Annotated in this window: 20 protein-coding genes; 9 read left to right on the top strand and 11 right to left on the bottom strand. The window is 69.1% G+C overall.

Annotated features, from left to right (window positions below; translation table 11 throughout):
• Both ACQHIV_RS26155 and ACQHIV_RS26150 read left to right on the top strand, forming a co-directional pair.
• Window positions 1-768, top strand: coding sequence for a GntR family transcriptional regulator (locus tag ACQHIV_RS26155; protein ID WP_427886014.1), 768 nt, complete (start codon window positions 1-3; stop codon window positions 766-768).
• A gap of 440 nt (window positions 769-1,208) precedes the next feature.
• Window positions 1,209-1,682: a hypothetical protein gene (locus tag ACQHIV_RS26150; protein WP_427886012.1), complete on the top strand. Its 474-nt coding sequence runs from the start codon at window positions 1,209-1,211 to the stop codon at window positions 1,680-1,682.
• 498 nt (window positions 1,683-2,180) lie between these two features.
• On the opposite strand, the gene ACQHIV_RS26145 is transcribed toward ACQHIV_RS26150, so the two are convergent.
• From ACQHIV_RS26145 to ACQHIV_RS26135, 3 genes are read right to left on the bottom strand one after another with little or no spacing between them, the layout of a single operon-like run.
• Entirely contained in the window at window positions 2,181-2,966 is a 786-nt protein-coding gene (locus tag ACQHIV_RS26145; protein WP_427886010.1) for an arylamine N-acetyltransferase family protein, read from the bottom strand.
• A 24-nt stretch (window positions 2,967-2,990) separates the two neighbouring features.
• Window positions 2,991-3,386, bottom strand: a complete 396-nt coding sequence (locus ACQHIV_RS26140) for a VOC family protein (protein ID WP_427886008.1) — start codon at window positions 3,384-3,386, stop codon at window positions 2,991-2,993.
• Between the two features lie 10 nt (window positions 3,387-3,396).
• Window positions 3,397-4,170, bottom strand: a complete 774-nt coding sequence (locus ACQHIV_RS26135; RefSeq protein WP_427886006.1) for a GntR family transcriptional regulator — start codon at window positions 4,168-4,170, stop codon at window positions 3,397-3,399.
• A gap of 86 nt (window positions 4,171-4,256) precedes the next feature.
• On the opposite strand from ACQHIV_RS26135, the gene ACQHIV_RS26130 reads away from it, so the two are divergent.
• Window positions 4,257-5,363 (top strand): YeiH family protein, encoded by a 1,107-nt coding sequence (locus ACQHIV_RS26130; protein ID WP_427886004.1) that lies wholly within the window; start codon window positions 4,257-4,259, stop codon window positions 5,361-5,363.
• Here the strand turns inward: ACQHIV_RS26130 and ACQHIV_RS26125 are convergent.
• Entirely contained in the window at window positions 5,348-7,156 is a 1,809-nt protein-coding gene (locus ACQHIV_RS26125) for a glycoside hydrolase family 2 protein (RefSeq protein WP_427886002.1), read from the bottom strand. The genes ACQHIV_RS26130 and ACQHIV_RS26125 overlap by 16 nt on opposite strands.
• Window positions 7,157-7,403: 247 nt before the next feature.
• On the opposite strand from ACQHIV_RS26125, the gene ACQHIV_RS26120 reads away from it, so the two are divergent.
• On the top strand, window positions 7,404-8,189 hold the full coding sequence (locus ACQHIV_RS26120) for a TRM11 family SAM-dependent methyltransferase (protein ID WP_427886000.1): 786 nt from the start codon (window positions 7,404-7,406) through the stop codon (window positions 8,187-8,189).
• On the opposite strand, the gene ACQHIV_RS26115 is transcribed toward ACQHIV_RS26120, so the two are convergent.
• Together ACQHIV_RS26115 and ACQHIV_RS26110 are read right to left on the bottom strand one after the other, a co-directional pair.
• On the bottom strand, window positions 8,101-8,970 hold the full coding sequence (locus tag ACQHIV_RS26115) for an amidohydrolase family protein (protein WP_427885998.1): 870 nt from the start codon (window positions 8,968-8,970) through the stop codon (window positions 8,101-8,103). The genes ACQHIV_RS26120 and ACQHIV_RS26115 overlap by 89 nt on opposite strands.
• Window positions 8,963-10,192, bottom strand: a complete 1,230-nt coding sequence (locus tag ACQHIV_RS26110; protein ID WP_427885996.1) for an ATP-grasp domain-containing protein — start codon at window positions 10,190-10,192, stop codon at window positions 8,963-8,965. The genes ACQHIV_RS26115 and ACQHIV_RS26110 overlap by 8 nt, the downstream gene beginning before the upstream one ends.
• A 93-nt stretch (window positions 10,193-10,285) precedes the next feature.
• Here ACQHIV_RS26110 and ACQHIV_RS26105 point away from each other — a divergent pair, with 93 nt between their 5' ends.
• Window positions 10,286-10,921, top strand: coding sequence for a hypothetical protein (locus ACQHIV_RS26105; protein ID WP_427885995.1), 636 nt, complete (start codon window positions 10,286-10,288; stop codon window positions 10,919-10,921).
• Here ACQHIV_RS26105 and ACQHIV_RS26100 read toward each other — a convergent pair.
• Both ACQHIV_RS26100 and ACQHIV_RS26095 read right to left on the bottom strand, forming a co-directional pair.
• A complete protein-coding gene (locus ACQHIV_RS26100) occupies window positions 10,900-11,646 on the bottom strand; it encodes an esterase family protein (protein WP_427885993.1) in 747 nt (248 codons plus the stop codon). The two genes, ACQHIV_RS26105 and ACQHIV_RS26100, sit on opposite strands and share 22 nt — an antisense overlap.
• Window positions 11,606-12,682, bottom strand: coding sequence for an alpha/beta hydrolase (locus tag ACQHIV_RS26095; protein ID WP_427885991.1), 1,077 nt, complete (start codon window positions 12,680-12,682; stop codon window positions 11,606-11,608). The genes ACQHIV_RS26100 and ACQHIV_RS26095 overlap by 41 nt, the downstream gene beginning before the upstream one ends.
• Window positions 12,683-12,737: 55 nt before the next feature.
• Here ACQHIV_RS26095 and ACQHIV_RS26090 point away from each other — a divergent pair, with 55 nt between their 5' ends.
• Complete coding sequence (locus tag ACQHIV_RS26090) at window positions 12,738-13,079, top strand: MmcQ/YjbR family DNA-binding protein (RefSeq protein ID WP_427885989.1); 342 nt, start codon at window positions 12,738-12,740, stop codon at window positions 13,077-13,079.
• Here the strand turns inward: ACQHIV_RS26090 and ACQHIV_RS26085 are convergent.
• From ACQHIV_RS26085 to ACQHIV_RS26075, 3 genes are all read right to left on the bottom strand, one after another.
• Window positions 13,064-14,152: a winged helix DNA-binding domain-containing protein gene (locus tag ACQHIV_RS26085; protein ID WP_427885987.1), complete on the bottom strand. Its 1,089-nt coding sequence runs from the start codon at window positions 14,150-14,152 to the stop codon at window positions 13,064-13,066. The two genes, ACQHIV_RS26090 and ACQHIV_RS26085, sit on opposite strands and share 16 nt — an antisense overlap.
• Window positions 14,153-14,361: 209 nt before the next feature.
• Entirely contained in the window at window positions 14,362-15,102 is a 741-nt protein-coding gene (locus ACQHIV_RS26080) for a response regulator (RefSeq protein WP_427896555.1), read from the bottom strand.
• Window positions 15,099-16,454 (bottom strand): sensor histidine kinase, encoded by a 1,356-nt coding sequence (locus ACQHIV_RS26075; RefSeq protein ID WP_427885985.1) that lies wholly within the window; start codon window positions 16,452-16,454, stop codon window positions 15,099-15,101. The genes ACQHIV_RS26080 and ACQHIV_RS26075 overlap by 4 nt, the downstream gene beginning before the upstream one ends.
• Before the next feature lie 180 nt (window positions 16,455-16,634).
• On the opposite strand from ACQHIV_RS26075, the gene ACQHIV_RS26070 reads away from it, so the two are divergent.
• The 3 genes from ACQHIV_RS26070 to ACQHIV_RS26060 all read left to right on the top strand — a co-directional run bounded on the left by ACQHIV_RS26070 (window position 16,635) and on the right by ACQHIV_RS26060 (window position 18,200).
• Window positions 16,635-17,342 carry a M15 family metallopeptidase gene (locus tag ACQHIV_RS26070; RefSeq protein ID WP_427885983.1) on the top strand — a complete coding sequence of 236 codons (708 nt, stop codon included), beginning with the start codon at window positions 16,635-16,637 and terminating at the stop codon, window positions 17,340-17,342.
• Window positions 17,343-17,354: 12 nt separating this feature from the next.
• The gene (locus ACQHIV_RS26065) at window positions 17,355-17,723 is read left to right on the top strand and encodes a hypothetical protein (RefSeq protein WP_427885982.1); all 369 of its coding nucleotides are present in this window, start codon (window positions 17,355-17,357) and stop codon (window positions 17,721-17,723) included.
• A 90-nt stretch (window positions 17,724-17,813) separates the two neighbouring features.
• Window positions 17,814-18,200, top strand: coding sequence for a pilus assembly protein CpaE (locus ACQHIV_RS26060; RefSeq protein WP_427885980.1), 387 nt, complete (start codon window positions 17,814-17,816; stop codon window positions 18,198-18,200).
• Window positions 18,201-18,258: the final 58 nt, after the last annotated feature.

Below are 18,258 nucleotides of genomic sequence, written 5' to 3'. Positions count from 1 at the left end.
ATGCCCCCCAAGTTGGAGCGCCCGGCTCCGCCGTATCAGCAGATCGCTACGGAGATTCGTACGCGGATCTCCAGTGGCGAGTTGCAGGCCGGCGAGTTGGTGCCGTCTGTGCGGTCGCTGATGCGTGAGTACGGCGTGGCTATCGCTACGGCGCAGCGTGCGCTGTCGACGCTCCGTGCTGAGGGATACGTCAAGCCTGAGCGTGGCGTGGGAAGCATCGTGACGACCGAGGAAGAGCGCGGTCGGGCTGCGAATGACCGGGTCGACAACTCCCGGCGTACCGGCAAGATCTATCCCACGGGGAGCTACGCGAAGATCACTGAGGCCGGGATCGCTGAGGCGTCGGAGCAGGTGGCTGACGCCTTGGGGCTGAAGCCTGGCGATCCGGTGATTCGTCGCGTCCGGACGACCTATCGGTCGGATGACAAGCCGGCCTCCGCGTCGACGTCGTACTACCGCGGGCATCTGGCCGAGAAGGCGCCGCTGTTGCTGAGTCGGGAGCGGATCAAGGAGGGGACGTTCGCCTATATCGCGAACATCCTCAAGCGTGAGGTCGACGCGTGGCAGGACCAGTTCGAGTCAGCCGCTGCCACTGCCGAGCAGGCGGAGACGCTTGGGCTGGACGAGGGGGACCTGATCATGCTCGGGCGGAACTGGATCTACGACGACACCGGCGAGGTGCTGGAGTACGGCGAGAGCATCACGTACGGGCGCGTCACCTATCGGGGGCGCCTCGGCGATTCCCCGACCCGTGTTCAGCGTCCGTGAAGTTGACGAATCGCTCGGGTTGTCGGCTTGTCACGGTGTACCAGGTGTTCTAGTATCGGAACTAGAACACTATTGCTGGTAGTGCGACGGTTGCCGTGGTGGTGACCTCTTTGCGCGCGTCGGCTATTGGCCGATTCGATCAACCGCAGCTGCCAACCAAGAACGGCACTCGATCAGCCGTTCCCCAAGGACGCGTCTGGGTCCAGAAGATCCTGCCGTCCTCGCTCTGCTGACTCCCTCACATGGGAGGTCTTGTCATGCCCGGATCTACCTATGGTCGGGATCGAGTACGCCCCAGGCGCGGCACCGCGATCGGCGCGGTTGAGACGATCAACCGGAGGCGACGGTCGCCGATTGTCCTTGTCCTGTTGTGCTTGTGGCGTTGGCGCTGGGAACTCGCGTGCGTCGCGGCGTTCGTGGACGTCTACCGTCATCTCGTTATGACTGAGGGGCTGGGCCTCGAGCCGGTCGCGGCGCTGCTGGTCATGATCTCGCCGATGCCTGTCGTGGTGATCGTCCGTCCGCTTCGGCGGTTCGTTCGTGATCGGATCTTGTGCGTCTTCACGCGGCACCGGGTCCGAGTCTGTTTGGCTGAGATGAGAACACTGAATTGGTCGGGGCGGCTGCCATTGATTGTCGGATGCTTCGCCGCACAGAGTGGTGAGGTCGTGTGGCTGTGGATGCGGGCCGGTCTCTCTGTCGATGATCTGGCGACCAAGGAGGAAGTGCTGGCGTCGGCTTGCTGGGCGCGTCGAGTAGTCGTTGATCGGGCCCGCCGCAATGCTGCGCTGGTTCGCATTGAGATCGTTCGCCGCGGCCTCGTGGCAGGAGACGGACTTCGTCCCTTCGCGGGTGGAGTTGGCGCGCCGAGTATCTGGTGCGCAGCTGACTGGTGTCCCGACAAGGTGATGTGATCGGCCGATCTGATGCCGGCTGACGGAGCCAGCCGTGTGACCGTGCACATCGCGTGGTGACTGGCGATAGGGCATGACCTGTCGCCAGTCACCATGGGCTATCGGAGGTTCGTCGGATGACCAAGCGGTGGCCGTCGGAGTCGCAGTCCGCGACGGCGCGGGCCGCCTGCTCGAACGCGGGGTCGGGCGCGGCTCGCCGTTGGCGCCACTCACCACCCGTGCCACTCCACGGCGCCCGCCCCTTCTGAAAGCCCGCGCCACCCACCAGGCGCCGTCTTGCGCACCACACGGGGGTTGACCACATCCAGCACCCACTACGGCCAGCTTCACGGACCAAGCTCGCTAAGCAGTCACCCGTGGGCGGTAGCTCGCAACTCGCCCGCGGTAGCGGGCTGCACGCCGGCGCTGAGCCGGTGGGTGGGTGGGAGCGCGCGGAGTGGGTGCGGGAGGGAGCGGAGCGACCGGAGCGCCTGCGGAGCACGCGGGGGATGACCACGTCTACAGCAGGCGGAGGCGGTCTACTTCTTCGTCGCTTAGGAGGACGTCGAGGGACGCGAGTACGTCGGGGAGGTCGGTGGGGTGGATGGGGCGTGCGGTTGTCTCGCCGTTGGGGTGGTCGGTGTAGAGGGTTTCGCCTATTAGGCGGCGGACTTCGCCGTCTGAGACGCGCATTACGACCGGGCGGCCGGTGAAGGGGGAGTTGGGGTGGGTGGAGACGTAGTGGTGGTAGACCTCGTAGTCGATGGGGCGGACCGGTTCGTTGGTGGAGGCGTGTTGGGGGATCCAGCCTTCGGGGGTTTGCTTGGAGAGGGTCCACACCTCCTCGTCCTGGGTGAGGCGGTGGTTCCAGCCGGCCTGGTCGATGATGATGCCGTCTTTCAGAGGTGTCGGGTACAGCTGGCCGGCGCCGAAGCCCACGTCGGCCAGGAATTCCTCGCCGTCGACCCCGACCTTCAGTAGGGCGTGCGTCCGCGGCCCGGACTTGTGGGGTTGTACCCGGGCGACTCGGCGGTCGACGGCGTACCCGAGTTGTTCGAGGGCGGCCCCGAACAGCAACGCGTGCTCGTAGCAGTACCCGCCTCGCTGGCGCCCGACGAGCTTCGCCTGGATCGCGTCGAGGGAGACCCCGGGATGGGTGCCGAGGATGACGTCGATGTTCTCGAACGGGATCGCCAGTACGTGTGCACGGTGCAGGCTGCGCAACGCCTCGGCCGACGGCGCGACCCGTGGATGGTCGATCCTCGTCAGGTAGGCGTCCAGGTCCAGCTTCTCGATGTCCCACATGCCGATCACCTCACCAGCTCAAGTTCACTTGAGGTCAAGCTCGGTGAACAACGTGAGTTGAACGCCACCCGGCGTCTCCAGCCGCGCGTTCAGTGAGTTCCACGGCGTACGGGTCGGCTCGGCGAGCACCGTCGCGCCGGCCTCCGACAAACGCGCCGTGGTCGACGCGGCATCATCCACCTGGAGGGCGACGCGGTACTTCCCGGCCACCCGCCGCCCGACCTCGACCCGGTCGATGAACGACGCCTGCGCCGGATCCGCGATCTCGAGCGTCGCCCGCTCCACGGAGAGGATCGTCACCCGCCCGTCCTCCGACGAGTACGACGCCTGCTCCGGCAGCCCGAGTACGTCGCGGTAGAACGCGACCGCCTCGTCGTAGTCGTCCGCCGTGACCACCAACCGCAACTCCCGCACACTCATACGGCAAGTATCACCAGGCCTGGGTGAGCGCCGTACTGCTCGGGGTCAGCCGATACCCGGCGTGCGCCGAGAACTCGGCCGAGAGAGCGAAGCGGTCGCCGCGGACGATGGTGTGCCGCCATTCGACCGAGCGGTTCTGGGCGCTGCCCTGGCGGACGATCGAGAAGACGGCGGCGTCGGCGGGGCAGTGCAGGATCTTGCGTTCGGCCGCGGTCGGGGTGACGGCGCGGATGTCCTCGCGGCCGTGATCGAGGACGACGCCCGTACGGTTGGCGAGTTCGTTGTACAGGCTGGTGTGGGTGAAGTCCGCGTCGAGCAACGGTTCCGCGAGGGTCGCGGGGAGCCAGACGCGGTCGAGCGCGAGCGGTTCGTCGCCGGCGTACCGGAGGCGTTCGAGGTAGAGCAAGGGGATCGACTCCTCCAGGTCGAGGCGGGCCGCGACCACGCCGTCGGCGCGGACGTCGAGCGCCCGTACGACGCTGCGCTGCGGCAGGCCCGCTGCCTCGACGGAGGAGAACAGGCTGTACAGCGCGCCCATCGGCTGCCGGATCTCCGGTGTCGCGGCGACCCGGGGCTGGCGGCCGCGCTCGGCGACGATCAGGCCGTCGGTGCGGAGCTGGACGAGGGCCTGCCGGACGGTGTGCCGGCTGACCGCGTACTCGTCGACGAGCGCGAGCTCACCCGGGAACGCGTCGTCGAACTCCCCGGACCGCAGCCGCCGGACCAGGTCCGACTGCAGCTGCTTCCAGAGCGGCTCGCCGCCGCCTCGCTCCAGCTTGCGCACACGCGTTCCTTCCCGAGTTGCCAAATGTCCGGTCATCTCCTACCTTGAATGTACGTACATTTCCGGCAGAAGAGGAGCGGCTAGTGGTGCAGCTCGAGGTTAGGACACCTCACTACCTGGCCGCCGCCGTTCCCGCCGTACGCCGCCTCGGTACGGCGTTGTCGCGCCGCAAGGGTCTCCTGATCGTGCTCGCGGTGACGGCCGTCGCCGTACCGCTCGGCCGGCTGGTCCCGATCGTCGGCGGGCCGGTGTTCGGGATCCTGCTCGGCGTGGTCGCGGGCAGCGTGATCCCGGTGCTGCGCGCGGACGCCTGGCGGCCGGGGTACGACTTCGCCTCGAAGACGCTGCTCCAGCTGTCGATCGTCGTCCTCGGCACCGGCCTGTCGCTGCAGCAGGTCGCGCGGGTCGGCGTCTCGTCGCTGCCGGTGATGCTCGGCACGCTCGCGATCGCGCTCGGCGGCGCCTGGCTGTTCGGCCGGATCCTCGGCGTCCGCGGCGACACCCAGACGCTGATCGGCGTCGGTACGGCGATCTGCGGCGGCTCGGCGATCGCGGCCGCGACCGCGGCGATCGGCGCCAAGCGCTCCTCGGTCGCCTATGCGATGGCGACGATCTTCACCTTCAACATCGTCGCGGTGCTGACGTTCCCGCCGATCGGCCACCTGCTCGGGATGAGCTCGGAAGCCTTCGGCCTCTGGGCCGGTACGGCGGTCAACGACACGTCGTCGGTGGTCGCCGCCGGGTACGCGTACAGCCAGGCCGCCGGCGATCAGGCGATCGTGGTGAAACTGACCCGTTCGCTGACGCTGATCCCGATCGTGCTGACGCTGGTCGCGCTGAAGATCCGCCGCGAGAACCGCGCCGCCCGCGCGCTCGACAGGACCTCGGAGGGTACGTACGAAGGCGCCACGGCCTCGATCCGCAAACCGTTGCCGTGGCGCAAACTCGTCCCGCTGTTCCTGATCGGCTTCATCGCCGCCGCGGGCCTCCGCTCGGCGGGCGTCGTACCGGAGTCCTGGCTGCCGGCGCTCACCGTCGTCGGCAGCACGCTGATCACCGCCGCACTGGCCGCGATCGGCCTGTCGCTCCGCCCCCGCGAACTCCGCGACGCAGGACCCAGGCCGCTCTTCCTGGGAGCGATCCTCTGGATCCTGGTCGCCGTCGGGAGCCTTGTACTTCAGTCCTTCTCGTAAGCCGCTTGGCGTTCCTGGATCGCCTTGATCCGGGGTACGTCGAGCTTGTTGCTGCGGTCGAAGTTGTAGATGCCGTTCTCTTCCTGGAACACGTCCGTCAGCTGCGTGTAGCAGTAGCCGAACATCAGCTCGTTGTCGAGCAGCGCGTCGATCAGGCCGGCGAAGCGGACGTAGAAGTCCTCCTCGCTCGCGACCCGCTGGCCGTAGCCCCACGAGTCCGCGGAGTTGCCGCTCTTGCCCGCGGCGGCCTTCTCGGCGTTCCACCAGATGCCGCCGAACTCGCTGCAGAAGTACGGCTGACCGTCGTACGCCAGCGAGATCGGCTTGCCCTGCGGACCGCCGAGGTTGCCGTACGGCTTGTCGTTGACCAGGTCCGCCATCTGCTTCGCGAACTCGGCCGGGTCCTGCTCGTAGTTGTGCGAGTCCCAGACGTCGGTCTCGGGTACGCGGTGGCTGTAGCCGGAGGCGTCCAGGACCGGGCGGCTGGTGTCCGCGGCCTTCGTGGCCAGGAACATCGCGCGGGTGACGTCGTCGAGCTGGGTGATCCGGTCGTGCAGCAGCTGGTGCGTCTCGTTCAGCGGGCACCAGCCGACGATGCTCGGGTGGGAGTAGTCGCGCTCGACGGCCTCCAGCCATTGGCCGACGTACGTCGCGGTCGGCTGCTGGTTGTCGTTGCCGGTGTCGCCGACGCCGGAGCCCCAGTCGCCGAACTCGCCCCAGACCAGGTACCCGAGCCGGTCCGCGTGGTACAGGAACCGCTCCTCGAACACCTTCTGGTGCAGGCGCGCGCCGTTGAACCCGGCCGCGAGGCTGAGCTCGATGTCGCGCACGATCGCCGCTTCGGACGGCGCCGTCATCAGGCTCTCCGGCCAGTACCCCTGGTCCAGGACGAGCCGCTGGAAGACGTGCTTGCCGTTGATCAGGATCGCCTTGCCGTTGATGCTGACCGAGCGCAGGCCGGCGTACGAGTCGGCGCCGTCGACGACGTTGCCCTCGGCATCGATCAGCTCGATGCGTACGTCGTACAGGTGCGGGTCCGTGGTGTCCCAGAGCCGGACGCGGTCGGCCGGCACCTGGAGCGTGAGCCGCGGGGCCAGGTCCAGGTCGGCGCGGACCTCAGCGGTGGTGATCTCGCCGTCGGCGTCCTTCAGGACCGCGCGTACCTTCCAGCCGGGCTTGTTCGCGGAGAGCGGTACCTCGAGGTGGAAGCTGGAGCCGGCGACGTCCGGGGTGATCCGCGGCCGCTTCAGGTGCACCGTGGGTACGGCTTCCAGCCAGACGGTCTGCCAGATGCCGGTGGTGCGGGTGTACAGGCAGCTGTGGTTCGCGTATAGCTGGCTCTGCTTGCCGCGGGCCTGCGGGCCGCGGTGCGTGTCGCGGGCGCGGACGACGATGGTCGCCTGCTCGCCGGGCTTGGCGACGTGGCGCAGGTTCGCGCTGAACGGCGTGAACCCGCCGCGGTGCCGGACGACCTCCTCGCCGTTCACCCAGACGGTCGCGTCGTGGTCGACGGCCTGGAAGTGCAGTACGGCGTCCTTGCCGTCCCAGCCGGCCGGGATCGTCACGGTGGTCCGGTACCAGACCGCCTCCATGAAGTCGACGTCCTCGATCCCGGACAGCTCGGTCTCCGGGGCGAACGGTACGACGATCCGCCGCTCCAGCTCACGCTCCCGCAGGCCGCGCTCCAGTCCGGAGTCCGACCGATCGATCTCGAACTGCCAGTCGCCGTTCAGGTTCAGCCAGTCAGGCCGAACGAACTGCGGACGCGGGTACTCCGCACGAGGCTGCGTCATGAACTCTCCCGTGGTGCTGATCTGGTAGGGGCAGCAGCACTTTACAACGTTGGAATAACCCGGGCAACGGGGTAGTCAGGCAGTAAAGGAGTGTGCTCCTGTGCCAGCGGGTTCTAGGGTGGTTGGTGATGCAGCGTTTCTGAAGGTGTGGGTGGGTCTCGGCGGGCTCCGGGTGGGGTCGGCTTGGGGTGGCTTGCCTGCGCCGTGCTTCGACTGTTCTGTCGATCGCGAGCCTTCGGGAGCGTTCTTGCTCAGCATCACCGGCCATCTGGTTCTGCGTACGATCGACGGCGCCGCCGACCTCCTTGTCGAGGAGCTTCGGGCGATGTCGTCCGTGCGTTTCATCAAGCAGACATCTGCTGTCACGGTCGAGTGCGGCCTCGACGGGCCGTTGGACGAACTTGCGGCCTGTCCGCTCTACTCCGCCGTCCAGTTCGGCGACGGAAGTACGGGGCCGGGCTGGTCGAGCCGGTTCGGCCGGCACGAGCGGTTGCCCTGGTCAACCAACTACCTTGTCGCGGAAGTTCTCGTCCGGATGGCGAAGCTCCGTTCCGGGCAGCGGTTTCTCGACCCGTTCTGCGGGACCGGCACGATCCTCCGCGCCGCCCACCGCCTCGAGCCGGCCATCCGGCTGGTCGGTCTTGACCACGACCATCCCAAGGTCATGAAGGCCAAGGCCGAGGCCCTCCCGCTGGCCGACGGCTGCATCGACCGGGTGGTGGCGAACCTGCCGTTCGGGAAACAGGTCGGCAGCCACCGCGACAACCTCCGCCTCTATCCCGCAGTACTCCGAGAACTCGCGCGCGTACTGACCCCAGACGGCCGCGTCGTCCTCCTCACCGAGGACAAGCGGCTGCTCCGCGACGCCGTCCAGCGGAGCCCGTTCAAGGTCGTCCGCGAGCGCCTCTTCAGGTACAACGGCGCCACCCCGACGGCCTACGTGCTCACGCGGAGCCGAGCAGCCGGGCGCCGTTCTCCCAGCACACCGCGCGCAGCCAGTCGTCGCCGAGGTCCAGGGACTCCAGCGCCGTGAGCTGTACGGCGTACTCGTACGGGATGTTCGGGAAGTCCGACCCGAGCACGATCCGGTCCTGCACGTCCCGCAGCCGCGGCACCAGGTCCCGCGGGAACGGCATCATCGCCTCGACGAACGGCGTCAGCGCCATCGTCGTGTCCAGATGCACGTTCGGGTACGCCGTCAACGCGAGATGCTCGGCGTACTCCGGCATCCCCAGGTGCGCGATCACCGCTGTCAACGAGGGATGCCGCCGCAGTACCTCGCCGATCGGCCCGGGACCGGTGTGCCGCCCGGGGATCGGCCCCGACCCGCAATGCACGACGACGGGTACGCCGGCCTCGGCCAACTGCCCCCACACGTCGTCCAGTTCACCGGACCGCGGGTCATAGTCGCCGACCTGCACATGCACCTTGAAGATCCGCGTCCCCGCGTCGAGGGCCTCCCGCACGTACGCCGCGGCCGTCGGCTCGGGGAAGAACGTGCCGCTGGACACGCATCCGGGTGTCACCGCGGCGAAGTCCCGCGCCCACGAGTTCAGCGACTCGGCCATCCCCGGTTTGTGCGGGTAGACCAACGCCGGAAACGCCCGTACGCCAAGGGAATCCAGCGTTTTCAGCCGTTCCTCCACCGAGGTCCGGTAGGTGATCGGCCACTCGGTCCCGTAATGCGTCGACGCCTGGTCGAAGTACGCCCAGACCGCGTTCAGCACCCGGTCCGGCAGGAAATGCACATGGACGTCGACCAACCCGTCGAGACCGAGCCGCCGCCACCACGCGGGTACGCCGGAATCACGCATCGGCGACCCACAGATCGGTCAGCCCCTTGAAGTGCGCGAAGAACTTCTCCTGCTCGTGCGCCGGGTAGGTCGCCGCGACCGTCTGGCGCAGCACCCGCTCGAAATCCGGCCCGGCCACCCAGTCCCGGACCCGCAGGTCGAAGTCGCCCAGGTGCGACGCGCACCACTCCTGGTACTTGGCCGTCTCGAAGTGCTGGTCCGCGAGCGCCAGGTACCCGTCGAGCTTGGCGTCGTAGTCCAGCGAAGGGTCGTCCGCGATCTCGAAGTACCGCTCGGTGTGCAGGTCGACCGAGGAGCGCCGGCCGGTCGCCAGGCAGAACACCGACCACTTCACCAGCGCGCTCAGCGCCCACGGGAAGTAGTAGTGCAGCGAGGTGACCGCGACGTCCGGGCAGGCGTTGGCGTAGTCGATCGGGTGCACCGAATCGCCCTTCACCAGCATCTCGCAGGAGTTGAACTCCCAGCCGAAGAACGCGTTCACGATCCGGCTGATCGCGACCGCCTGGTGCCCGGCCGACGGCGACAGGAAGTCGTGCGAGACGGCGTACCGGTTGTGCATCGGCTGGTCCGGGCGGAAGTCCATCACCATCGTCTCGGCGCCGATCGACAGCGCCCGGGCGAACTTGTCGTAGTCGATGGTGGCCTGCAGGTGCATCAGCATCTCGCCGGACTCGTCGTACGCGCGGTGCAGGTCGTCGGCGTTCTCGATCCGGGACACGCCGCGCCAGCCGCCGCCGTCGAACGGCTTCATGTACAGCGGGTACCCGAGGTCCGCGGCCAGCGCGTCCAGGTCGAACGGCTGGTTGTACTTCGCCGACGTGTACGCCCAGCGCACGTTGTCGACCGGGTTCTTGTACGGCACCAGCACGGTCCGCGGGATCTTCAGCCCGAGCCGGAGCATCGCGCAGTACGCCGAGTGCTTCTCCATCGACTGGAACGTGAACGGGGAGTTCAGCAGGTACGTCCCGTTCATCAGCGCGGCCTTCTTCAGCCACTCGCGCGGGTGGTAGTACCAGTACGCGAGCCGGTCGATCACCAGCCCGACCCGGACCGGGTCGTTCAGGTCGAACGGCTCGATGGTCAGCCGGCGGGACCCGAACTCGTGCTCCTGCCCGTCGATCGTCACCGGCCCGACCCGCTGCAGCAGCGCCTCGAACGCCTGCGGCCAGTCCTCCTCGGCCCCGAGCAGCAACCCGATCAAGTGCCGCGAGCGATCAGCCACAGTCAACCTCCCGTACGTCGTGCTACGAGGGTATGTACCCGAACCCGTCCCGTCGACCGGAACTCCGGCAGGTCGCCGAACGTCCGAGCAGACGTGGACGCCGGAGAGCTCGCGCAGCGCAGCAGTACCGCGGTCCGGTCGCTGAACACGCTGCGCGGATTCCGGCGGCACACCGGCAAGGTGACCGGGCTGACGGTCGTCCTCGGTGCCTTCGGCCTGACCGGCCTGCTGGGCGGCGTCGTCGAGCTGGTCCGGGGCCGGCCGGACCTGCCCGCGTTCGCCGGGGCCGGCGTGCTGCTGCTCGGCGCCGCGATCGCCGTCCACCGGCTGCGCGGGCGCCGGCTGTACGCCGCTTACCGCCGCGACGGCTGGATCGCGGTCCAGGCACCGACAGGTTTCCTGCTGGACGCCGAGGCCTCGCCGTCAAGGCTGCGGTACGGTCCAGGCACCGGCGAGCCGCTGATGCTGATCGCCGCCGCGAACCTCCAGCCCGCCGACTTCGCCAAGCCGCTGACCGCCGTACGCCGGCACCTCGAAGGCCTCACCGACCTCGAACGCGACCACCTGGGCGAGCGCATCCGCCGGGCCGGGCTCACCAGGGCACTGCCCGCGGACCAGTTCTTCCCGGACACGGACGGCTGTCTGCTCGGCGTCGGGACGACCGACCTCGTGGTGGTCGTCCCGCCCGGTCGGCTGCTCCCCGTACGTCAGCAGAAGCGCGGCAGGTGATGCGCGATCTGCTGCCGCCACCACGGCCAGTCGTGCGCCACGTCGTACCCCCAGAGGTCCAGCTCGTGCGGGATGCCTCTGTCCTCGAGAAGCGCGGCGGTCTTGAGCGCCGACGGCAGTGAGCCGGTCGGATGAGTCTCCCAGTCGCCCTGCCCGACCGTGAGCAGGATGAACAGCCGCGATCGCAGCCAGTCCAGGTGGTCGCCGGAGAGGTTCGGCAGGTAGTCGGCGGGATTGTTGAAGTACGCCGCGTCGCCGCGTTCGCCCCACGCGTGCCAGCTCGCGGCGTCGTAGTTGCCGGACTGGCAGATGGCCACCGGGAACAGGTCGGCCCGCTTCAACGCGAAGTTGAGTGCGTGGAACGCCCCGAGGCTGCAGCCGGTGGTGATGATGTCGGACGCGCCCGGCGAGTCCGTGCCGATGATCGGCACCACCTGGTTCACGATCCAGGACTCGAACAGCTCGTGCCGCCGCGCACGGAGCTCCAGCTGGATGCTCCGGTCCGACCAGCTGACATGGTCGTAGGAGTCCACGCAGTACAGCTTCACCCGCCCCGCCTCGATCAGCGGTGCGACCGCGTCGACCATGCCGTTGTTCTCGTAGTCCCAGGCACGTCCCTGCTCGCTCGGGAAGACCAGCACCGGCCGGCCGAAGTGGCCGTACCGGATCACGGTGCCGCGGCGGTCAAGCCCCGGCGCCTCCAACTCGACCTGCTCCCGTTCCATCGGCCCCACCCCAGGTCTGTCGCAGTAGCTCCGTCAGCTCAGGATCCAGCACATCCCGCCACGCTGTGAAGTTGTGCATGTCCGGAGTTTCGTCGAGTACGACGGACAGCCCGAGCGCAGCCAGCTTCGCCGCCATCACCCGGTTGTTGTGCACGTTCTCCTCGGTCGTCCCGGCCGTCATCGCGACCGGCGGCGTACTCGGCGCGGCGGTCGCGGCCAGCACCTGCTCGACGAACCCGGTGACCTGGGCGTAGTACTCGAACCTGGCCTCCTGCGGATCGGTCTCCGGCGTGAAGAACGACCCCGACTGCAGGAACAGCCCGTCGAACGTCCCCGGAAAGTGCCACTCCGCGTGCAGCGCCGCGAGCGCGCCGAGGCTCGCCCCCATCAGCACGGGCCGCCAGCTCCGGTACTGCCCTCGCACCGCGGGCAGGACGTACTCCACGAGCGCCGACGCGTACGACGGGTTCGCGGCGTACCAGAGGTTGCGCGCGGTAGGACGGAGCAGCGCAAGCCGGAACGGCGGGAGGGCCCCCGACCCGACCAGCGCCCCGGCGTAGTGCGTGAGCCCGGCGTACGACGCGAACTCGGGCCCGTCGTGTGCCAGCAGCAACGGCAGCTCGAACGCGGGCGCGATCCCGTCGGGCGCCCACACCTGTACGTCGACCGGCCCGACCGGCGACTCCACGGTCGACGGCGTCAACGTCGAGGCAATCGGTGGTACGGCGATCCACGCGGGTTCGACGTACCCGGGCAGCGGCAGCCACGAGTGGTCCCCGAACGCCCCGCCGACCACCCGCGGGTTGGTCGGATCGGTCCGCATCCCGAGGTCCGCGATGTCGAACAGGTACTCCATCCGGTGCACCGACGGCCGCGGCAGCCGCAGCTCCCAGCCGTAGTCGACCGGCTTGAACTCGAGCAGTTCCGCCGGCAGACCCAGCTCCTGCCACAATCGAACGCCCGTGAACGCATGCGCAGCGTCACCGAGGCGGAACACCACCTCGGCCCCTTCGACCGCGCTCACGACAGCAGGCATCCAACCAAGGTAACGCTGACAACACCTGTCAGTGATCGGTTCTAGGGTGGGAGGCGTGGTCGATCTCACCGACATCCGCGCAATCACCGCGGACCTGCCGCGCAGCTACGAGGTCCTGGTCCGGGACCGGATCAAGTTCCGCGTGGGCCAGATCGTCTACCTCGCGGTCGCGCCGGACGAGCAGACCATCGGCCTCGGCTTCCCTCGCGAGGAACGTGCCGCGGCCCTCGCCGCCGAGCCGGACAAGTTCCTCCCGCCGCGCCCGTCCGACGAGCGCTACCAGTGGATCGAGCTCAACCTGGCGGCCGTCGACTACGACGAACTCCGCGAACTGATCCTCGACGCGTGGTCGCTGTGCGTCCCGAAGAAGGTCCGCGCTGCCTATTTCGGCGACTGACCGACCACCACCGGGATGCCGGGGGCACCGAGCAGGCCGAGGAGTTCGGTGGCTTCGGCTTCGACTGCTGTGCGTTCGGCGGCGGTCAGTGGGCGGTGCGGGGTGACGTCGAGGCTCTTGCCGCGGTGGTGGCGCCAGTCGGCGGTGTAGTCGCCGTCGATCAGGACGGTGCCCATCGCCGCGCCGTTGCCGGGCGGGAGCGGTACGGGGCGTTCGGCCGGGTTCACGCGGCGGCGGTCGGCGTGCGAGAGCAGGAGGTTGTCGTACTCCGGCAGGAACCGGATCGGCGCGGGCGTCTCCGGGTCGGGCAGCGGGCCGTCGGGTACGTCGTACAGCTCCCGCCCGTCCTCGTCGGCGTACGTCCGGAGCTCGAGCCGGTCGACCACCTCACGCAACTTCGTCAGCCCCGACCACGTCTGTACGTCGGCCACGCTCGCCGGACCGAACACCGCCAGGTACCGCAGGACGAGGTCGTCGATCGAAGGATCCGGCACCGGCGGGCGGCCCAGCCAGCTCTCGATCGTCTGCAGCGCGGCGGGCCCGGTCTTGCCCCACACCCCGCGCGGCGTGACCTGGACCGTGCCGGTCAGATAGCTCACGGCGTACGCGAGCGCGTTCGCGTCCCAGTCCGGCCAGCGTTCGCCGATCAGGTCCCGGAGCCGCGCCCGGCTGTACGGCTCCTGGCTGAGCAGCTCGGCGCCGTAGGCAACGACCGCGTCGACGTCCGCCCCGGCCAGTTGCTTGCCGAACGATCCCCGGAGCCCGCGATCCGCGACCGGATGCACGAGCCGCCACAGCATCAGGCAGTCGTCGGCGGTGACCAGATGGATGGTGGCCCGCTGCAACGAGGCCCGGACGACCTGCCGGGACGTCATCAGCCCGGACAGCTCGGCCGGGTCGAAGTCCTCCAGCCGGGACCACAACGCGACGTACGCCGCCAGCGGCGCCTGTGCCTGGAGACCGACCAGCCGTTCGATCAGCTCGGCCGCCGTACCCGGCTCGCGGCGCAACAACTGCTGCCGCTGGAGGAACGCACGATTCAGCTCGCGCCGGCTGAGCACTCGGGTAGTCATCGCGACAGCCTACGAAAGGCACGGCCGGTCATCCTCAGGTAGTAGACCGGAACCATCCTCACGGCCGATGGGTACGCCGCCTCCGCGACGCACTCTTGAAGTATGACCGGGGACTTCCTGCCGCAACGCCAGAAGGCGTCGGCGCTCAGCCAGATCGTGGCCGTCGTACTGATACTCGTCGCCGCCGCGGTGACACTCTGGCTGTTCCTCTAGGACTCCCAGCGAACGTCGGCCTCGCCCGGCCGGACCACTCCGGCCTCGTAGGCGACGACGACCGCCTGGACGCGGCTCGACAGGCCGAGCTTGGAGAGCACCGAGCTGACGTGGGTCTTGACCGTGGTCTCGCTGACGAACAGCTTGGTCGCCAGGTCGCGGTTCGACAGCCCGCGGGCCATCCAGACCAGGATCTCGCGCTCGCGTTCGCTGAGCTGCGACAGCAGACCGGACCAGCGCGCGTCGGGCTGCGCCGGCGGCGGGCTCGCCGTACCACCGTCGAACTGGCGTTCCAGCTCCATGCAGCGTTCCAGCAGCACCCGGGTCGAGGCGGGGTCGACGAGCGAGTCGCCCCGGTGCACCGCGCGTACGGCGGACACCAGCAGATCCGGGTCCGTGTCCTTCAGGAGGAACCCGGACGCCCCGGCCCGGACCGCCGCGAGTACGTAGGCCTCGTCGTCGAAGGTGGTCAGCACCAGTACGGCGGGACGCGAGCGCCCGGCCTCGCGGTTCGCCGAGGTGATCCGCTCGGTCGCGACCAGCCCGTCCATCACAGGCATCCGGATGTCCATCAGCACCACGTCCGGGTCGTACCGGTCGATCAGCCGGAGCGCCTCCTCGCCGTTCTCGGCCTGTGCGACCGTGGTCAGGTCGGGCTCGTGGTCGAGGATCATCGCCAGCCCCATCCGGATCACGCCCTGGTCGTCGGCGACGAGGATCCGGATCGGTTCGCTCACTTCTGCGGCGGCAGCCATGCCTGCACTCTCCATCCACCCAGGGGGCCGGCCGCGACGGCGAGGGTCCCGCCGACCGCTGTGGCGCGTTCCCGCATCCCGATCAGTCCGTTGCCGCGACCGCTTTCCTTGCGGCGCGCCGTCTCCAGTACGTTCACCGGCGGCGGGCCGCCGTTCCCGTTGTCGTCGATGGTCAGCAGCTCGCCCTGCGGTCCACTCTGCCAGGTCACCCGCGCCGCGGTGGCCTTCGCGTGCACCATCACGTTGGTCAGGGCCTCCTGGATGATCCGTACGGCGGTCAGGTCGGTCGCCGAGGTGAGCTGTCGCTGCCGGGGCGGGAGCACCATCGTGACGTCGATGCCGACCGCCTTCAGCCGCTCCCCCATCCGCGCGACGTCGGCCAGGTCCGGAACCGGCGCGGTCCCGCCGCCCGATCCGGTGTCGCCGGCGATCTGCGGCGACGCGGTGTTCAGCACCCGGACGGTCTCCCGCATCGCGGTCAGCGCCTCCTTGCCGCTGGCAATGATCCAGCGGATCGCCTCCCGCAGTACTTCGGGACGCTGGTCGGCCACCCGGTCCGCGGCCTGCGCCCGGATCACCACCGCGCTGACGTGGTGCGAGATCACGTCGTGCAGGTCGCGGGCGATCCGGGTCCGCTCGGCGACCGCGGCCCGCTCCGCCTCGACGGCGCGCAGCCGGACCAGTTCGGCGTTCCGCTGCTCGAGCAGCGCGACCGACCGCCGGCGCCGGCGGGTGTCCGCGCCGAGCAGCACCATCCCGCAGATCAGTGCCTCCGCGAACACGAACAGTGACACGTCGATGTAGGTGTACAGGCTGCCGACATCGCGGGGGAGGGCCTTGTACCGCGGGCCCAGGAGCACCATCCGGTTGACGTGGCTGAGGACGATCGCGACCACGGTCGGCAGCCCGATCATCAGCCCGGCCAGGCTGCCCATCGTGAAGAACAGACAGGTGAACCGGCGTACGCCGGCCGACGCCGCGAGGTACCCGACCACCAGCAGCGGGACCAGGTGGATCTCCGACTGCAGCGCCGCGTCGCTGATCTCCGGCTGCCCGAAGATCGTCAGCCCGAGCTGAGCGGCCAGCCCGGTGCCGACCGCGGCGTACAGGAAGGGATAGAGCACCGAGACGATCACCAGCATCGTCCGCGGAATCCGGCGCGCGAACGCGACCGTGGCGACCAGGAACACCCCGGTGACCACCGACACCGCCGGGTTGTGCGGCCGCAGCCAGGTCCCGTTGATCAGGTTCAGCGCCACGAACCAGACCACGCCGACGACCGCGGCGAGCAGCAGATCCTGCTGCGCCTGCGTCATCCGTCGCCAGAGTCCCATCACGTCGCCCAGCGTAGTCAAACGCTGTTTGCCGAAGCTTCATCTGAGCGGAGGGGCGTTCTCTCCAACTTTTGGAGGAGGCTCGGCGTCCGAACTGATACTCAGGGGCTACAGCTAGGGCCGCAGGACGGTCCCTGGGACGGATGCGCCCACCGCCCTGATCACGAAAGGCTGTACCCCATGACCGACGACCAGTTGCCGGACCGATCGAGGACGGCGCGTACGCGGTTGCTGTCCGTGACCGGGGTGGTCATGGTCGGTGCGGTCACCGGGTCCTTGCTGCTCTGGCACCAGCAGGTCGGGGACGCCCTCGGGCTCGGCGCGGACAAGCGGCCGGTGGTGTCGACGAACAGCGCGCCCGCGTACAGCGCCCCGCCCGCGACGACGGCGCCGACCCGGACGCCCACGGCCCGCCGTACGACGACGACTCCGTCGCGGACGACCACGAGCCCCACCAAGAAGGCGACGAAGAAGCCGACGCAGGTGCCGCGCGAGGAGGACATCGACGCGCTGTCCCCGAAGCTCGAGGCCCGGCTGAAGAAGGCGTTCGCGGCGGCCGAGGCGGCCGGCGTCCCGATCCGGATCAACTCCGGCAAGCGCAGCGCCGCGAAGCAGCAGCGGCTGCTGAACGAGGCGATCAAGAAGTACGGCTCGTACACGGCGGCGACCCGCTGGGTGCTGCCGCCCAAGTACTCCGCCCACGTGCTCGGCAAGGCCGTCGACATCGCTCCGGCGGCCGCGATGACGTGGCTGGACAAGAACGGCTGGCGGTACGGCATCTGCCGCCGGTACGACAACGAACCCTGGCACTTCGAGGCGATCACCACGCCAGGGACGAAATGCCCGCCGCGCGAGCCGCATGCGCTGGCCAAGGCAGACGACGACTAGGGGGATCCGGAAATGACCATGACCTACGCACAGCCCTTGACCCGGCGCTACACCCGCGCCCGGCTCGCCGTACCCGCCCTGTGGCGGCAGGTGATCCGGACCAGCGACAAGGCAGAGCCGACGATGGCGGAGCCGGACCGGTCCGCATACACCCAGCTGGAGATCTACGACGGCATCCTGGCCGCGTTCGAACGCCGCGACGAGGTGGCAGCGGTACTGCGCTCCGCCGGCGACCGCCCGGCCGCCGTCGGCCGGCTGCGCGCCGAGTTCGGCTTGACCCACCTGCAGGCGAGCACGCTGGTCGACCTGCCGCTGACCACCGAGTGCCGGGACCGGATCGCCCACCGCGCCGACGAACTCCGCACCGCGCTGCACCGCTGATCCCGCTCACAGTCCGTACGCGAGCCGCATCTCGGTGGTGGCGGCTCGCGTGGACCTGCGGTATTTGCGTGCCGTGGGGAGGATGGAAGCGTGATCACGATCGAGCAGGCCGGACGACTGCGTAAGGCCGGGGTGCTGTGGAGCCCCGGCGCCGGGGACCGGTTCGTCGTACCGGACCGGGACATGGACGAGGACGTGTTCGTGGTGAGCGACATGACCGTCGAGGTGCACGACTACCAGGGCAGCAAGGTGATCGGCTTCAACGGCACGACCGAGTGGGCCCTGGACAGCATCGAGCAGCGCGAGGTGATCTGGCTGCCGCGCGAGGAACAACTGCGAGCCCTCCTCGGCCCACACTTCCGCTCCCTCGAAGCGACCCCCGACGGCTACCGAATCACCCTCACCGACAGCACCCACACCGCCCCGGACGCCGAACAGGCCTACGCGGAGGCGGTCATCCACCTGCTGGGCGCTTAAACCCGCCGACCCACACCCCGCCCGCGCAGCGGGCGTCTGCGAGGCTCGTCGCCCCACC

Origin of the sequence: Kribbella polygonati, from assembly GCF_050320105.1 — a bacterium.
In the GTDB taxonomy this organism is placed as follows: Bacteria; Actinomycetota; Actinomycetes; order Propionibacteriales; family Kribbellaceae; genus Kribbella.
The sequence above is the reverse complement of the archived record's forward strand: the minus strand, read 5'-3'. Positions and strand labels throughout refer to the sequence as shown.

Excerpts from the sequence above, each read along its gene's own strand:
- ACQHIV_RS26150 (WP_427886012.1), top strand. The coding sequence starts at position 1,209 with ATGACTGAGGGGCTGGGCCTCGAGCCGGTCGCGGCGCTGCTGGTCATG.
- ACQHIV_RS26140 (WP_427886008.1), bottom strand. The coding sequence starts at position 3,386 with ATGAGTGTGCGGGAGTTGCGGTTGGTGGTCACGGCGGACGACTACGAC.
- ACQHIV_RS26125 (WP_427886002.1), bottom strand. The coding sequence starts at position 7,156 with ATGACGCAGCCTCGTGCGGAGTACCCGCGTCCGCAGTTCGTTCGGCCT.
- ACQHIV_RS26095 (WP_427885991.1), bottom strand. The coding sequence starts at position 12,682 with ATGCCTGCTGTCGTGAGCGCGGTCGAAGGGGCCGAGGTGGTGTTCCGC.
- ACQHIV_RS26070 (WP_427885983.1), top strand. The coding sequence starts at position 16,635 with ATGACCGACGACCAGTTGCCGGACCGATCGAGGACGGCGCGTACGCGG.
- ACQHIV_RS26085 (WP_427885987.1), bottom strand. The coding sequence starts at position 14,152 with ATGACTACCCGAGTGCTCAGCCGGCGCGAGCTGAATCGTGCGTTCCTC.
- ACQHIV_RS26075 (WP_427885985.1), bottom strand. The coding sequence starts at position 16,454 with ATGGGACTCTGGCGACGGATGACGCAGGCGCAGCAGGATCTGCTGCTC.
- ACQHIV_RS26100 (WP_427885993.1), bottom strand. The coding sequence starts at position 11,646 with ATGGAACGGGAGCAGGTCGAGTTGGAGGCGCCGGGGCTTGACCGCCGC.
- ACQHIV_RS26155 (WP_427886014.1), top strand. The coding sequence starts at position 1 with ATGCCCCCCAAGTTGGAGCGCCCGGCTCCGCCGTATCAGCAGATCGCT.
- ACQHIV_RS26145 (WP_427886010.1), bottom strand. The coding sequence starts at position 2,966 with ATGTGGGACATCGAGAAGCTGGACCTGGACGCCTACCTGACGAGGATC.
- ACQHIV_RS26065 (WP_427885982.1), top strand. The coding sequence starts at position 17,355 with ATGACCATGACCTACGCACAGCCCTTGACCCGGCGCTACACCCGCGCC.
- ACQHIV_RS26115 (WP_427885998.1), bottom strand. The coding sequence starts at position 8,970 with ATGCGTGATTCCGGCGTACCCGCGTGGTGGCGGCGGCTCGGTCTCGAC.